The sequence below is a fragment of the Paenibacillus sp. FSL R7-0333 genome (assembly GCF_038000365.1).
GTDB lineage: Bacteria > Bacillota > Bacilli > Paenibacillales > Paenibacillaceae > Paenibacillus_AQ > Paenibacillus_AQ silagei.
Genome location: NZ_JBBOBZ010000001.1, coordinates 3,709,299 through 3,724,710, shown reverse-complemented (window position 1 = coordinate 3,724,710; position 15,412 = coordinate 3,709,299). Strand labels below are relative to the sequence as shown.

The following is a 15,412-nucleotide window of genomic DNA, read 5'->3' as shown; positions in this document are numbered from 1 at the left end:
AAATCGTGCATAGATTATACCGCAGTCAGATCACCGCCTATTCCATTCATCCAGGCCAGGAATTGAAGCTCCGCATCCCGAACTTCCCGCAGCCTGGCAAGAGCCGAGCGCAGCAGCGCTTCGTCCCCGATGTGCTTGCGGTATTTCACAAGCAGGAAATTCAGTGCCGTCCATAACTTCACGATCCCGCTGATCCGGTTCATCCCTTCCAGCGCCTGCCCCTTGTCCATCACGCCCAGCTGGGCAAAGCTATTCCATATGGAAGACCGGAGCTTGGTTAAGGAAGCAATAGCGATCGAGTTCTGGCTCAGCCAGTTCGAGGTTTGTTCCGGGCTTAAAGCTAGAGATTCCTGCAAATCCCGGGCAAAGCTGTCCAATGCGGCGGTACCCGAACTGTATTGAGAACGGACATACATGTCGTAGTTTCGCTTGGCTGCATACGCGAAGATATCACGCTTGCCGGGAGACTCGAACCCCTTCCCTTCTTGATCCGGCTGAAGCTCGTAGAAAATGATGTCCTCCTCTTCCGGCTCCGCCGATGCCCGCATAAGCTCTTCTCCGGTCAGGAAGCCGTTGAAGCCGACAATGGGATCGAATACTCTGAAGGCGTCATGCGCTTCATCGAAGCTGTCTGCGAGGATATAATGCTCGAATCCGCTCTCCGCCATGCTCAGCATATTGGGAGGGAAAAAATCCAGATCGGCTGGGCGGCATTTCACTACCGCACGGTTCCCTGACTGAACAGACTGCTTTAGCGCCTCAGGTCCGGTTCCCTTGTAAACCAGATGGATGCCGTACAGAAAGGGTAAGCTTTTGTTCAATCGCACATGCTGGCTCGCCGTAATAATGCGCGATACATAATTGACATTCCAGTAATCCAGCAGAAACAGATCAGGGTTGGCCCCGGACCGGTATAAGTGGGTCATGATGCAGGAAGCTGCACATTCCATCGCCGCCAGCTTCATCATTTCCGGCTTGGTATCCGGCGTATCCGTATGAGACGTCATTTCTTCATTCTCCTTCTTCATTTGAGGAAATAAGGCAAACAAAGGACGGTATTTTGCCGCTGACAGGATCGGCTTCGAGCCTTGAGACGGTGTCTATGGACAAATTCACCGGCTTGCCCGCCGCTTGGTGAAGAAAAGCGGATAGCTTGGTCTGCACGTCCTCGAACTCGCTTGGCGAGGCTTCAGTCGCCAGCCGGACGGAAAATGAGGTGTACGTATTCTGCACGATCTGAAATTGGCGGACTCCTCTGGCTGCAGCAAGCTCCCAAAAAAACTTGTCCAAATACCGGAAGACGGCGGAATGCACCTGCGCTCCAGGCAGCCGAATCTGGGATGTTCGAACGGGAAGCAGTTGAAGAAGGAGACGGCCGGTTTCAGGGTCCCTGCGAATACTTCCGATATCCCCTGTCCGGTAACGGACATAAGGCAGACTTCTCATGATCAGCGAGGTGACCAACACTTCGCCGAATTCCCCCTCCTCTACATGGAGTCCGGAAGCCGGATCAATAATTTCCACATATACGGCGGACTCATCGATTTCCAGTTGGCCGCTCTGGCCTGCGAATGCGATACACCAGAACTCTTCCAAACCGTAATAGTCTACGCATGGAACGCGGAACACCTCCTCGATCCGTTCTTTCTGGGAGCCATGCAGCGTTTCGCCCCAGTTCTGGGTAAACAGGAGGGAAGACGGCAACGAATATCCCCCGTCACGCATATATTCGGCCAACGCGCAGAGAGCAGAAGCTCTCCCCTGGATAAAATGAGGATCTTCCCTGATCATCTGTTCTGCATAATGTCTAAGGGACCTGGGCTCCGCCAGCAGACGGTTGCTCAGCAGCAGCATCCGGTGCCTGGTCGGCAGCCCCCACTTTTTTCTATGCTTATACAGGGTCAGCGAGAGTGTCCATATCTCCTCCGGGGTTTTCACGCAGCGCAGCGGCACTCCGGTAGTTCCCGAGGTGAACGATTCGATCACCCGCCCCGCATCGGGATGTTCGAAAAGGGCGCGGTTGCCTGCGATCAAGTGTTTGTCTGTAATCGGCAGCTGATGGAAATCAACGTCTGTATAAGGGTTATAAAACGGGTACGTCCGGCGCAATTCGTCGGCCAGCTCTTGCAAATGGCCCGGGGTGAACACCTTCATGAAGTCACCTTGCGTTCTACAAAATGCAATACGGCCTGGACGCTTCGGAACGATTCCGGGCGAATATCGTCCACATCCAGCTCAAAGCCGAATGTATCCTCCAGAGCCGACAGAAGCTCCAGTATTTGAATGGAGTCGATTCCCAGATCATCTACCAAAGCATGGTCCAGCTCGACCTCGCTTGTTAGCCTCTTGGCCACAGCGGCTATCGTTTCTCTCACCTTAAAGAGTATATCTTCATGCTCTATGGACATGCTCTTCCTCCTTCACCATAGATTTCAGGGCTTTGCGATCCAGCTTTCCGCTGGCTGTTCTGGGCAGAGCCGTAACGAAGCGGAATTCCCTGGGACGCAAGGCCGGGGATAACCGTTTTACGCACCAGGCATGCAGTTCCGGGCTGCTGACAGGCTCTGTGGAAGCTGCGGATACTATCACGGCAATCAGACGATGTCCCCATTGAAGATCTTCTACGGCCGCCACCGCAGCGTCCGCCACCCCAGGCAAGCTTAATAGGACGCTTTCGACCGCTTCCGGGTACACCGTGTGTCCCCCGACAAGGAGAGCGTTATCGGTTCGCCCGGTCAAGTGCAAATATCCATCCTCGTCCAGATACCCGGTATCCCGGGTATGCAGGCCGAGGGGGCCTAGGATCTCGCGGGTGCGATCCGATTCGTCATAATAGCCGATCATCACATTCGGCCCCCGAACGACCACCTCTCCACTCTCCCCTGTTGCCGCCTCCCTTCCGCCTTGAACGATGGCCAGCTCGACGCCGTTAATGGGTATCCCGGCGGATTGCGGTTTCGTCCTCAACTGAGCGTAGGGCAAATACGAGACGCGCGGAGAGGCTTCGGTCAGTCCATAGGAGGGAGTCAGCCGCACGTGAGGCAGACGGTCAGCCAAACGAAGCAGCATGACGGCGGGCATCGGGCCGCCGACAATGAGCATCTGCCGGAGCGTGAGCAGATCCTCCTCCGCCCATTTGGCGGAATGGATTAGAGGCAGGATCGCAGACGGCACAGTGCATAAGAAGGTCACCTTGTTCGTACGGACGCACTGGATCATCTCGAAGGGATGCACGAAGCCCCCGCTTAGCACAAGATTGGCTCCAGAGGCCATGGCGGCAAACCATTCCCCAACAATGGTCGAGCAATACCCCAGTGACTTCGAGAGCAGAACGATGTCCTGGTGGCACAGAGTCGTGTAGTCCAGGATCGAGTTCACATTGGACAGCATGTTGTGGTCGCTCAGCATGATACCCTTCGGCTCTCCCGTCGAACCGGAGGAGAGGAATATCATACGCGCGGCCTCTGGCGGCGTGTACCGGCGTACCGGCCGCGGAGCGGCGCTGATTCCTGCAATCGGTCCGCTTGCCATACCTGCATACAGGCAGAATGGCAACTCTTCCCCTTGCATGTTCCATTCCGCAAGGATTGGAAGCTTCTCTTCCGAGACGAACACAGCTTCGGGTTCAAATTTGCGGATGAGGCGAAGCATGTCCTGTCCCGGCATGTAGCTGTGGATGGGGAGCGGAATGCCTCCCGCCAAAATGACTGCCCCGATGACAGCCAGACACTCCGGCGTCGGAGCCATCCAGACGGCCCCGATAAAATTCGGTCGCAGCTGCTCCTGCTTCAGCCGTTCAGCGAGAAGGTCCATGCGGTTTCCGAGTTCCGCATAACTTGTCCAAGCGGACTCGCCGCTTCGTGCCGCGTAAGTGATTCCCCGGTCATGCCTTCGTGCACGTTGAAACAATTCCCTGAGCGTGCCTGTGCCATTCATGCCAGAACCCCCTCTTTATGAGATGCCTGTCCGGCCACAGATGTATCGCGCTCGAAGGTCGATGCCATAGCATAATACTCAGCCGATTGCTTCATGAGCTCTTCGTGGTCGCCTTCCGCCACCAGACAACCGTTCTCCATCACCAGAATACGGTCCGCGCTCATAATAGTTTGCAGGCGATGGGTCGCTACCAGAACCGTCTTGCCCGCCATGGCGTGGCGTATAGAATCCATGAGTTCAATCTCCGTAAGCTGGTCCAAGGCGGAGGTTGGTTCGTCCAGGATAAGAATATCGGGATTGTGCAAGAGGACACGCGCAATAGCCAGCCTCTGCCGCTGTCCGCCAGATAGCTGGAAGCCTTTATGGTCAATCTTCGTGTCGAGTCCTTCCGGCAGTTGATCCAGCAGAAATCCGAGCCGCGCATTCAGGGCTGCTTGCATGACCATCTCCTCCGTCGCGTCCAGCTTCCCGACAGCAATATTTTCCATAAGGGTGCCCCGGAACAAGTAAGGCTCCTGGAACACGATGCCAACCTTGCGGCTGATCGCGCTGCGGGTCATCTCCTCCAGATTCTGTCCGCCGATGCGAATTTCACCTTCGAGAACGGGCATCATCCCGATAAGCGCCCGGAAAAGGGTGGATTTCCCAGACCCGCTTCGCCCGACGAAAGCATAAACCTTGCCCGGAGACAGCGACAGTGATAGATCCTTCAAGATTTCCGTTCCACCGTACCCGACGCGCAGATTGCACACTTCGATATCGGACGGCGTTGCTTCAAGCTGAGGCTCCCTTGCAGGCGAAACCTGCTTCCTCTCGTTTTCCGAATAGAGATCGATCGGGGTCTGGATGAATTGCTCGATTCTGCCCATTGCAACTTCCGCGCCTTGAAGCTCTCTGAAAAAGTTGTTAATCTGCTGAACCGGATTCAGAGCGTTTTGCAGATAGGTTACGGAGGCAACCATCATGCCAACGGTCAACACTTGGTGGAGCACCTGATAGCTGCCGATCCAATAGATGGCAGCCAGGATCAGGCTAATCACGAAACCACTGATTTGAAACGACATAACGGCATACAGCGTTTCCCGGGTGCTGGCCTTCACCAGCCCCTTGTACATCGTTTCATTCCGCTTCCGTTCCCATCCCTCTAGTCCTAAAGCCCGGATTTCCTGCGAGCTTTCGATCGCTTCATAGAGATAGGCTCCGATCTCTTCATTGTGGGTTCGAACGTCGGACGAATAACGCACCACAGCGTTGCGGAACAGCCCTGGCACCCATAAGAGGAAGGGGATGCTAAGCGTCGCAATGATGCCAAGCCGCCAGTCCATATAGAACAGGATTCCGAGGGATATCAGCATCATAAACAGCTGTGAGGTAATCTCGACCAGAATGTGATTGAGGAAATTACCCATCGTAGCTGTATCCATCCCGAGCAAGGCCGTGAATTTCCCGGGTCCTTGCTTCTGAATTTCCGGAATGGGAATCTGCCGGACATGCTTCAACAGCTCGTCCCGGATATCCAGCATATTACAGATGCCCAGATAGCGGAACAGACCTACGCGGATAAACAGGAACACGATGGAGAGAACACCTATTCCCAAGGAAAGGCTAAGCAGCGGGACAATCAGCTCACGGTTTCCTTCAATCAGCACGTGGTCGATCAGATAGGCGAAGATTAAGGGCTGAAGCATGACGAGTCCCAATTGCAGGAACGTGCAAACATAAGCGATCAAGGTTAAATTCCATTTGATCTTCACGTAGGGAGCAAGACGTCGGAACAGTTTAAACGTGTGCATGATGGTTCCTCCCGGCAAAATGTTGAATAAGCGGCTTCACCCTGCGCATCCATTCCTCCGTGTCACCGGGCGGCTGCCAATCCAGAACCGACAGCGGCGATTCACTCAAACAGCCTGTCGCTTCCAATAAGCTGCAATGATAGATTTCGTTAAGCGTTCTCATAGAAGCTTCCAGCAGGGCGGTCTCCTCCGCCTCACCCGCTATCTGTCCAAGGGGAGCATTCAGGAGCCTCCTGATCTGCGGCATGATGGTTCGATAGTCGTACATTAGAGCGTTGCGCCGCGCGCCTTGCGAGAGATTGCCGTGAAACTTCTCATCCAGCAGAACCTCGGTGCAGCAGCGAACCAGCTCGTCCAGATCGATCTTAGGATGTTCACCGGACCAGTCTACCTGGACAAAGGAACCGTCCTCGCCGTCAACAAGCAGCTCCCGGAAACCGTCCCAGTTGGTGCAGACCACAGGAAGACCGTGGGCTTTCGCTTCCAGGAGGTTGAAGCCAAACGTCTCTCCCGGATCGGTGGAGAGGTTGACCAGAAGCCTGGATTCCCGGAACAGGCGGTCTTTCTCACTCCCGTGGACGGGACCTGTAAATTCCACGGCTTGCTCCAGTCTATATTTCGCTACGATGGCTTCAAGCCGTTCTTGATACCGGTCAGCTTCCTGCACAGCCCCCGTATATTCTCCGGCAATCGTCAATACCGTGTCCGGGACACGCTGCTTGATTTCCGCCATAGCCTCTAAGAGCACATGAATGTTCTTTACCTCTTCCAGCCGGCCGATGGATAACAGACGTTTACCGGCAAGCGGCCGAACCGGCTCCGCGGCCAGCAAGGTGTCGATGCATAACGGGATCTTATGGGCATGCGCATACCGGGGGGAGAGATTAACCAGCGCCTGTCTGCAAGATTCTGTACTGGCAAGCAGCACATCCTGTTCTGTAATCCAAGGCGCACAGGACAGCCAGGTTGTCAGCCAACGGGCGGATGCGACGGAATGGGCGATAACCATGAAGCGAAGCGGAAGCTTGGCGAAGCTCCGAACCAGCATCAGGAAAGGCATGAAATAAGGAGCGTTCACATAAAGCGTATCGATTCCGTATTCCTCGCATAAGCGGGCCAGCCGCTCCGATGCTTGCGGAAGTGAAGACATCGGCTGCTTGGAGAATTGGCGAAGCGAACCCCCGAAGATCTTGGCAAAGCGCACCGGCGGAATGCGGATGAGCTCCGTATATTCAGCCAGGTACCCTGTCCATTGGTCATCAATCACCCGTTCGTTCAACCGGGGGGAATGGCCGTCGAAGCAGCCCACCCTAGGTCTGCACTCAGCATGCAAATCGAGGTTTCCAGCGGTGATAGACATCGGTCAATTCCTCCTTCAGCTGTTGCTCCGTCCTGTGCAGCTGCTCCACCTTATCCACCAGCAGTCCGATTTCCCCGGTTCGTCCCGGCATGGACGTACGGATCGCCAGGTAGGCGAGCGTGCTCCACATTTTTATGAAGCCTTCCAGCTGCGCCTGATACAGCTCCGCACCTTGATTAAGCGCTTCCGAAAAATATTGATACAGCAGCCCGTAGCTGTATTTGCGTTTGGAGAGGATGCCGAGCTGGGATACAGCATCCTTCAAGGCCCCGGGCGGATACATATCGGGCGACTCCACCGTCTGCATAATCCTCCGCCTCACCGTGCCGGTTAGCGACCGTTCACCCGGATCGGTCTCGATTGTATCCTCGAAGATTCTCGCCACCTCGTGAGCGTCCGGCGCATGGAGCCATTCGGGATGAAGCAGCAGTCCCCCGCCCAGCTCATTGCTTAGAAAAGCATCGTGTACATGGCTCGCGGCCACTAACCCTTCCCACTCAAAATAGCGGTCGTATACCACGAATTGATCGCCCCGCGTTCCGTGTACGATGACAAAATGGGGCTGATGCATGGTTTGAAACGTTCTTTTTTGATAGGGCATATGAAACAGGTCGAGCTGTACCAAAACAGGAAGCTCCGGATAACGCCGCAGGACCTCCAGAAACTTCTTCAGGTTGACGAGCTTTTCGGCCCCGTAATCATACCACTCCACGGCCCCTTCCCCGTACAGGCGGGTGAACAGCCGCAAATATTCCGATGGGGTGATGTCCGCTGAGAAATAGGTCAGCTTGCCGTCCTCCGTAACGCTGAATGGCGCGTCCCAAGCACCGATATAGAGCGGACGTTCATCCCATCCGGCTTGCTCCAAGCCATAACCGAGTCCGTTCAGAAAGCAATGGGCTTGTTTCACGTCAACCCCCGGTTTGAACGGCCCGTTTGGCCAAGATGCGTTGTGAGATCAAGCGCGCGGTGGCGAAGTTCTCCTGCAGAAGCTCGTCGTCCTCGTAAAAAATCTCGTACTGCTGTTCAATCTGCATCATCAGGTTGACCAGCAGCACCGAATCCACGCCTGCATCCTCCAATGGGGAGTCCCCATTCAATTCCTCCGCCAGCTCCGGTCTGGAGGTCAAATCGGCCACCCGGTCAATCACGAAATGTATGATATCCTGTTCATTCACGTTCATCATCATATCCATCCTTTTCTATGATCTTAAGATTTGGTTTCCACTTGGACGATGGGCTCCCCCTTTAGGGCATGGATGAAATCGACTAAAGAACCGACCGTTTGGAAGACGGCAGGATCCAAATCCTCCTCGGGAACAGTTACGTTGAACACTTCCTCGATGTAGACCACCAATTGGAGTACCATGATCGAATCTACGTTTAAATCTTCGTACAGCCGGTCTTCCTCTTTAATGACGTCCGGGAGAGCGAGCTCCAATTGTTCGGACATGACCTGCCTCAATTGAGCTACCGTTTGTTCCTTATCCATGAATACCATACTCCTCTTCTACCAATTGTTTTCGCATAACCTTCCCTGTACCCGTCTTCGGAATGTCCTCCGTAAAAGCAATAAAGCCCGGAACTTTATAAGCAGGCAGAAACCGCGCGCACCACCTCTTCACCTCCTCCTGAGACAGCGCATCGCCCTTCCGGACGATTCGAGCTTTGACAGCTTCCCCCCAGACGGGATGCGGAGCCTTATGCACGACAGCTTCCTGAACGCCGCTGAGCCTCCGGATGACATCCTCCACCTCGGAGGGAGCTACCTTCAGTCCTGACACATTAATCAGATCATCCATCCGGCACTGAACATGAAGCCTGCCGCCGAGCCAATATCCCAAATCTCCGGTATGAATCCGGCGTCCGCCTGTGGCTATGATGATTTCATCCGGCTGCTCCCGGGTTCCGGCCCTTTCCATTGCCATATGCTCCAGAAGCATCCCGGCATCCGTAGAATCGGAGGGCCGGTCGCCAAGCGAGATGCAGCCCGCCTCAGAGCACCCGTATTGCTGGATCACCTCCACCTCTGCACCCCCAAGCCTGTTCAGCAGTTCTGCAGACATCGGGGAACCAGAGGATACCAGCTTTCTAAGCAGCACCTTCTCTCTCATCAGACTGAGCAGAATTTGAAAGAGGAAGGGCACCGCATACACCACATGGCGATCATGCTGCTGCATGAGATGCAGGGCGAACTTGGGGTTCTTGTCCGTCACGATAACCGGCTCTACACCGCGCTTAAGTGCGGAAAGCGTGCCTGTGATGAATCCGAAGGAATGGGACACGGGCACCAGAATGATCGGTTGATCCTCCCCGCTGCAGGGCAGCAGCTTGTTGTAGGCCTCGATTTCCATTTGCACATGAGACCAAGACCGTTCCACTAGCTTGGGAGCGCCGGTCGTGCCGGAGCTGAATTGAAGCAAGGACGGCTCCCCATTCATCCGATCCAGGCGTGAGTGTAGAGGGTGAAAGACGGCGCTGCCTCCTGCTTCGGTCAGCAGACCCGTACAGCCTGCGTCTTCGGCTTGACGGAGAGCGCTTTCAATCGGGGTATCGCCGTTGATCAGAAGCACCGAACCCTCATTCCTAATAATCAGCTCCGTGGCGGCCAGAATATTCGCGGGCTCCTTCATGCATACAGCTGTCCGCCGTTCCTTCCAAACAGAGGAACCCAATAATGCGTATATCGCGTTTATTCGACGTTCCAGTTCATGCTGGTCATAATGTTCTTTATTAACAATGAACATGGGGTCTCCTTTCCCATGAGATTATTTTACTTCTTTAGGTATTTTCGCCACATAACGACGTTTTCCTTCCCTTGTAGTCAGGATTGCTAAAAAGAGACCCTTCCGGCTGGATTTTGCTCAGCCGAAAGGGTCCGCATGTTTCTGTTTACGCTTTTACTTAGCGAGATATTCGATGAACTTTATAAAGATAGTAGCTACTTCAGCGCGGGTGGCATTGGCTTGGGGGGCAAAGAAGTTGTCCGGCTTGCCTGATACAATTCCGATGCCCTGCTGTGCCTGAACGGCCTTCAACGCCCATGAGCTGATTTGACTCTCGTCCGCGAAGGACTTAGATTGACTTTCAGGTATCTCATAGCCCTTGTACTTCATGTAATTGTACAGCATCACCAGCATCTGCTCGCGTGTAATCGGTGAATTGGGTTCAAACAGGTCTGCGTTTATACCGTTGACGATGCCGCTTTCGGCCGCCCACTCGACTGCTGCCGTGTACCACTGCCCATCCGTCACGTCGCTAAAACGGGAATTCGTGTAGCTGGAGCGGTTTACGTTCTCAAGATTGGCCAGTACCTGCACGTACATCGCACGCGTCATTGAGGTGCCCGGTGAGAACGTCGTGGACGTCGTGCCGTTGAAAAGACCGTATGTGTAGGCGGAGTTTACGTAGCTGTAGAACCAGTCGTCCATGTTGACATCCCTGAAAGGATTGCCAGACACCACGAGGAAGCCCAGCGGGGTGTCGTCATCGAATACAAATTCCGTACCCTCATGGATGTTCAGCGACATGCCTTTGTCTAAGCCGGCACTCGCGCCGCCGTGTAGTGTCACTTCGGCGCTCTTGCCCGCCGGAATGGTCACCTTACCTTTTGAGTCTATAGTCGTGCCTTCGGGTACCTTAATCTTCGTCCCGCCCTTGGTCGTAATCTCGCCGCCGCCGGGCAGGATGGTATTGCCGTTCTTGTCCGTGACCGCGGGCTTATCCTTCGGTGTGTTCACTGTGTAGGTCGGCTTCAACGATCCAGTGACTGTCCCAGTGCTGGTATTGCCCGTATTTCCGGTATTGCCCGAACTGCTGGTATTGCTGGTATTGCCACCAGAAGCACCGGGTACGCTCGTTTTTCTCTGCGCGAACATCCAATCAAAGACGTCAGTGTAGTCGTTGTTCCAAGTCGGCAACTTAGAGGACTGCGCTGTAGGCTTAAGGCTCCACTCCTTGTTGGAACCTACATTGGACAATGTATCCGTGTACCCTGAAATATTGTTCCACAGAACTGAAGCTTCCATCTCATGGCCGGAAGGAATCCAATTGGTTCCATTAACAGGTGCTTCCGCCTTGGTCCATTGGTCATAAGGCCAAACGAATATTTCATTTCTGTCGATGAATGTGTGCCTAGCGTTTTCCAATAGGGGCATTATATTCGCTATATAAGTTTCCGCCCCTGTTTTTATTGTTGAAGAATCAGTTGTGTTAACGAAGGACCAGTATGCAAAGTTTTTAAGAGTTTCTGCTTGTTTCGCGTTGATTGATGGTGGAAAAGACATAGGCGCCGCGGCTGCGAGCAAATCGGGATATGTCGTCAAGAAAGTATTCGTATAAGCGGATCCCATAGAGAAGCCTGCCATGTAGATACGGTTGGGGTCAACAAGTCCCTTACTTACCAGATCATCGATATAAGCCTTTAAGGTAGCGGGTGTTGCCTGAACGTTGTTTTGAGCCCGCAAAGCGATGATATGACTAGCGTATTTAGCGTTCTTCTCCATTTTTTTCATAAGCGCGGTGGCTCCGTTGGCGGACCTGATGGGCGCAAAGGTATCCCCGTCCTGTGTACCGCCGCGGGTAGAACCGTGAGCGTAGATGTAAAGGGGAAGCCCATTTACCGGAACGCCGTTGCCGTCCTTATGAATATAGAGTCCATACTGCATCGCTTCCGCTTTGTCAATTTTGGGACCCACTTCAAATTTGTCGATGATTTCATTAACGGTACCTGACTGTGCGAAAGACGACTTAACAATGGCAGCCTTGCCATCAAGCTTGATATCGCCACTAGATACAATGTTGTAATTCTGGACGGTGGATTTGGATGCTTCCAAAGTGGACTGTCCGCCGGTTAATGTCCAAAATTCCAATTCTACAACGATGTAGCGGCCTTTAGTCAGTCCAGCTTGATAATCAGGGGAGTTCTGGTTCACACCCTTATACCCTCTGGGTCTAGGTTCGTCATTGACGTATACTCTATTGACGGTGCGTGTGCCTTGATATGCCAGGTTACCGTTCAGCAGAGTATTCCTCGCCGAGACTGTAAACAGGTTGGAACTAAGATCGGCACCCACAGCTTCATTTCCCGCACCCAGATCGATGATAACGGCTGTGGTAAATTCTCCGGTGGCAAAGTTATCATTGTATACGATAAAGTTAAGTAACGTTGCGGCCGGATCGGGTTTGAAGGTAACATGGATCACCTTGTCATCGGTGTTCACGTTATTCAAGGTATAGGTATTGTTTGCAATCTCTACAGACTCGCCATTTACAGTTACAGTATCCACGACATAACCGCCGATCGGTGTGAATGTAAAGGATTGGCTTCCGCCGTCAGCTACCCGAATCAAGCCGGATGGCGAGATGGTGCCGTTTAATCCTGCCGTGGCGTTAACGGGGTGTCTGGTTACCGTGGAGCTCCCAAGCAGCAGCAAGCTATTCTTGAAGCTGTCAGAACTGCCATAACCCGCGTCGGGCTTACCTAAAGCGGATACAACCTCATAACGGTCATTGCCTGCACCAGTTGAGTTATTGATGTACACATCAAACGTAATCGGGGAATTGCTCGTGAATTCAATGGTTCTTCTAGGTATCTTCACTTCCGCGATATACCCGGTATCCGTTCGTGTAACTGAACCGTCGCGGCCCGCAGCGGCTTGACCTGAGAAAATACCGCTTGCGCCAATACGCCACTGGTTTGAGCCACTTCTTCCGTCACCGACATAAAATTCCACACTGTCGGTCATGTACTCAGTGCCAGGCGTGTGACCGACGCACACATTCGGGTCTGTAACCACAACGCGTGCATACAGGAAGTCTTCGTCCCAAAATACTTTGGCTTTGCCGGTGGCCTTGGGGCCTATCTTCTGGTCGGGTGCGCTACTGTTGTTGATGTCAAACTCCACAGCTTGTTCCCACAGTTTGTCGTTTGTGCCCAATACTGGTGAACCGTATCCGGCAACAGGCCGATTGTTTGCTGCGGTCTGCGCGAACATCCAATCAAAGACGTCAGTGTAGTCATTGTTCCAAGCCGGCAAGTTAGAGGACTGCGCTGTTGGCGCTATGCTCCACGTCCCCATCGTTATGTCGTTGTAAAGAACAGCCGCTTCCACTTCGTGCGCCACCGAATCACTCAGGGCAGGTGAATGGTTCGGATTCGGTTTCTGATTCGGCTGATCAAATTGATTGTAAGGCCATACAAGAGCCTCATTGCTCTCAAAGCGCGAAGCTCTCGCGTTGATCATTTTTGGCATATTGGTGTTTATGAAGTTAGCGAGGTTAGTCTGGTATACTCCAACGTTATACTCATTGATAAACATCCAATAGGCCAGGTTGGTGTGAACGTAGTTGGCGTTCGCGTTCGGTGAGCCGCTTACCGGAGACATAGGTGCGGCGGACGCGAAGAAGCCGGGATAAGCGTTAATTAAGCTGTTCGTATACTGACCGCCCCATGAGAAGCCCGCCGCGTAAATACGGTTAGGGTCTACTGCACCGCTGGCAACCAGGTCATCTATAACCTTCTTAACATTGGCTGTGGAGGGAGTACTCGTGCCATTATAGGAAATATTCAGGATATGGCTGGCGTATTTCTCGGGGGACTTTTCCATTTTCTTCATTAGAGCTACCGAGCCGTTCGCGGATTTCATCGCCGCTTTTGGGTCAGTCGCAGCGCTTGTGCCGCCGCGTCCCATGCCGTGGGTATAGACATACAGCGGCAAGCCCCGCGACACTTCACCGTTTCCATCCTTGTGAAGGTAGAGCGCGCGATTGACCGAATTGCCCGTAGGTGCTGTAAATTGATCAAGGATCGGATTCACAACTTTTTTCTGTTCAAAAACCGCGTAGTTAAGCGGATCCCCTTCGGTCAGTGAGATCTCGCCGTTTTGGACGACGCTGTAAACCTGTTTTGTTGAGTTCATGTTGCCATCCAGCGTTATATTGCCGCCGCTCTCTGAATAAAACTCAAACTCAAGTACGATGTAACGGCCGCGTTCCAGTCCGTCCTGATAATCCGGTGAACGACTTACCGTCCCCAGATAGCCGCGTACCTTCGGTTCGTCATTGGCGTATACCCTAGTGATCTTGCGCGTCCCTTCAAAGGTTACCGAGTCGCCGTTCAGGGTCGTGTTCCTGGCCGAAACGGTAAACAAGTCCGGATTAAGCTTGGAGCCTTCCGCCGCCTTCCCTTCGCCTAAGTCAATGATGACAGCCGTCGTGTACTCGCCACGCGTGAAGTTGTCATTCCATACAATAAAGGGGAGCAACTCCGCGGTCGAATCATTTTTGAATGTCACTTGAAGGGTATGGTTAGCGACAATATTTGAAAAGGTATAAGTGCCATCATCGGATAGAACTGCGTCCTCTCCGTCTACCTTTACGGTATCTACAATTTTGCCGTAATCGGGGGTAACCGTAAAGGTTTTGTCTGAGCCGCTAGCTATTCTCAGAACATTGCCGGGTGCGTTCGGCGTTATTCGGCCGCCCGATTCCGCCGTGGCGGTGATTGAGAATCTCTCGTCCGCTCCACTAGCGGCAATGAGATTCAGGCTGTTTGTATAAGAAGCAGCATTGTTGTAAGCCGCGTCCGGAATTCCGAAACAGGAAACGACTTCATAGCGGTCACCGCCCTTTTCCGACGAGTTATTGATATAAACTTCAAAGGTAAACGGGCCTGCCTGCAAGTTCAAGGTTCTTTTAGGGATTCTCATCTCCACGATATATCCTGTGTCCGTGATCTCAGTCCACGCAGCTCTGCCCGGAGCGTTTTGCCCTGAAAACACGCCCGTTGCGCTGATGCGCCATTGATTCGCGCCTTGGGTTCCGGCGCCGGCATAAAACTCCAGGCCGTCGTACTGATAATCATTGCCGGGTCCCTGATATAGATTGCTATCCTCCACGACTACGCGAGCATAAAGGTAATCTTGGTCCCAAAGGATCCTGGCTGTGCCTGTGGAATGGGGCCTGGGGTCGCCGGGTACAGTGCTTTTGTTGATAAGATGCTCCATTGTCAGAGCCCACAGCGGGTCGTCTGACCCGAGTTCGGGAGTTCCAAAAATGGCGGTAGGCGTTTCATTTGTCTGCAAGCTTGTAAGATCTGTAGAACTGCTGTCGCCATTAAGTGCTTCTGTATACTCGTTGTTGTCAGTGGCGGCGGCAAAGCTGGCAGGCATTAGTGACGCCACCATTAGCAAGCAACATAGGAACACGAGCATTTTGCCAAATCGTTTTGATATCATTGAAAATCCTCCTTTTTTCGATCCGTGCACCCACGGCTTACCCATATCGTAAACACCAAGGCTTCAACAGCTTACTTCATCGCAGC

At 53.3% G+C, this 15,412-nt stretch carries 11 protein-coding genes; all 11 read right to left on the bottom strand.

Features of this window, described 5'->3' with window-relative positions:
* Positions 1 to 14: 14 nt before the first annotated feature.
* Positions 15 to 1,007 carry a hypothetical protein gene (locus MKY86_RS15445; RefSeq protein ID WP_076075012.1) on the bottom strand — a complete coding sequence of 331 codons (993 nt, stop codon included), beginning with the start codon at positions 1,005 to 1,007 and terminating at the stop codon, positions 15 to 17.
* Positions 1,008 to 1,011: 4 nt separating this feature from the next.
* Positions 1,012 to 2,154 carry a phenylacetate--CoA ligase family protein gene (locus MKY86_RS15440; protein ID WP_076075015.1) on the bottom strand — a complete coding sequence of 381 codons (1,143 nt, stop codon included), beginning with the start codon at positions 2,152 to 2,154 and terminating at the stop codon, positions 1,012 to 1,014.
* Entirely contained in the window at positions 2,151 to 2,408 is a 258-nt protein-coding gene (locus MKY86_RS15435) for an acyl carrier protein (protein ID WP_076075017.1), read from the bottom strand. Before MKY86_RS15435 ends, MKY86_RS15440 begins: the two co-directional genes overlap by 4 nt.
* Positions 2,392 to 3,936 (bottom strand): class I adenylate-forming enzyme family protein, encoded by a 1,545-nt coding sequence (locus MKY86_RS15430; protein ID WP_076075020.1) that lies wholly within the window; start codon positions 3,934 to 3,936, stop codon positions 2,392 to 2,394. Before MKY86_RS15430 ends, MKY86_RS15435 begins: the two co-directional genes overlap by 17 nt.
* The gene (locus MKY86_RS15425; protein ID WP_076075023.1) at positions 3,933 to 5,729 is read right to left on the bottom strand and encodes an ABC transporter ATP-binding protein; all 1,797 of its coding nucleotides are present in this window, start codon (positions 5,727 to 5,729) and stop codon (positions 3,933 to 3,935) included. Before MKY86_RS15425 ends, MKY86_RS15430 begins: the two co-directional genes overlap by 4 nt.
* Entirely contained in the window at positions 5,716 to 7,089 is a 1,374-nt protein-coding gene (locus tag MKY86_RS15420) for a glycosyltransferase family 4 protein (RefSeq protein ID WP_076075025.1), read from the bottom strand. Before MKY86_RS15420 ends, MKY86_RS15425 begins: the two co-directional genes overlap by 14 nt.
* On the bottom strand, positions 7,052 to 7,999 hold the full coding sequence (locus MKY86_RS15415; RefSeq protein ID WP_076075028.1) for a DUF6005 family protein: 948 nt from the start codon (positions 7,997 to 7,999) through the stop codon (positions 7,052 to 7,054). The genes MKY86_RS15420 and MKY86_RS15415 overlap by 38 nt, the downstream gene beginning before the upstream one ends.
* Position 8,000: 1 nt before the next feature.
* A complete protein-coding gene (locus MKY86_RS15410; protein ID WP_340827159.1) occupies positions 8,001 to 8,273 on the bottom strand; it encodes an acyl carrier protein in 273 nt (90 codons plus the stop codon).
* Between the two features lie 26 nt (positions 8,274 to 8,299).
* A complete protein-coding gene (locus MKY86_RS15405) occupies positions 8,300 to 8,581 on the bottom strand; it encodes a phosphopantetheine-binding protein (protein WP_076075034.1) in 282 nt (93 codons plus the stop codon).
* Positions 8,574 to 9,722 carry an AMP-binding protein gene (locus tag MKY86_RS15400; protein ID WP_340827155.1) on the bottom strand — a complete coding sequence of 383 codons (1,149 nt, stop codon included), beginning with the start codon at positions 9,720 to 9,722 and terminating at the stop codon, positions 8,574 to 8,576. Before MKY86_RS15400 ends, MKY86_RS15405 begins: the two co-directional genes overlap by 8 nt.
* Positions 9,723 to 9,989: 267 nt before the next feature.
* Positions 9,990 to 15,326, bottom strand: a complete 5,337-nt coding sequence (locus tag MKY86_RS15395; RefSeq protein WP_340827154.1) for a sugar-binding protein — start codon at positions 15,324 to 15,326, stop codon at positions 9,990 to 9,992.
* Between the last annotated feature and the right edge of the window lie 86 nt (positions 15,327 to 15,412).

Excerpts from the sequence above, each read along its gene's own strand:
- MKY86_RS15445 (WP_076075012.1), bottom strand. The coding sequence starts at position 1,007 with ATGACGTCTCATACGGATACGCCGGATACCAAGCCGGAAATGATGAAG.
- MKY86_RS15440 (WP_076075015.1), bottom strand. The coding sequence starts at position 2,154 with ATGAAGGTGTTCACCCCGGGCCATTTGCAAGAGCTGGCCGACGAATTG.
- MKY86_RS15435 (WP_076075017.1), bottom strand. The coding sequence starts at position 2,408 with ATGTCCATAGAGCATGAAGATATACTCTTTAAGGTGAGAGAAACGATA.
- MKY86_RS15430 (WP_076075020.1), bottom strand. The coding sequence starts at position 3,936 with ATGAATGGCACAGGCACGCTCAGGGAATTGTTTCAACGTGCACGAAGG.
- MKY86_RS15425 (WP_076075023.1), bottom strand. The coding sequence starts at position 5,729 with ATGCACACGTTTAAACTGTTCCGACGTCTTGCTCCCTACGTGAAGATC.
- MKY86_RS15420 (WP_076075025.1), bottom strand. The coding sequence starts at position 7,089 with ATGTCTATCACCGCTGGAAACCTCGATTTGCATGCTGAGTGCAGACCT.
- MKY86_RS15410 (WP_340827159.1), bottom strand. The coding sequence starts at position 8,273 with ATGAACGTGAATGAACAGGATATCATACATTTCGTGATTGACCGGGTG.
- MKY86_RS15405 (WP_076075034.1), bottom strand. The coding sequence starts at position 8,581 with ATGGATAAGGAACAAACGGTAGCTCAATTGAGGCAGGTCATGTCCGAA.
- MKY86_RS15400 (WP_340827155.1), bottom strand. The coding sequence starts at position 9,722 with ATGAAGGAGCCCGCGAATATTCTGGCCGCCACGGAGCTGATTATTAGG.
- MKY86_RS15395 (WP_340827154.1), bottom strand. The coding sequence starts at position 15,326 with ATGATATCAAAACGATTTGGCAAAATGCTCGTGTTCCTATGTTGCTTG.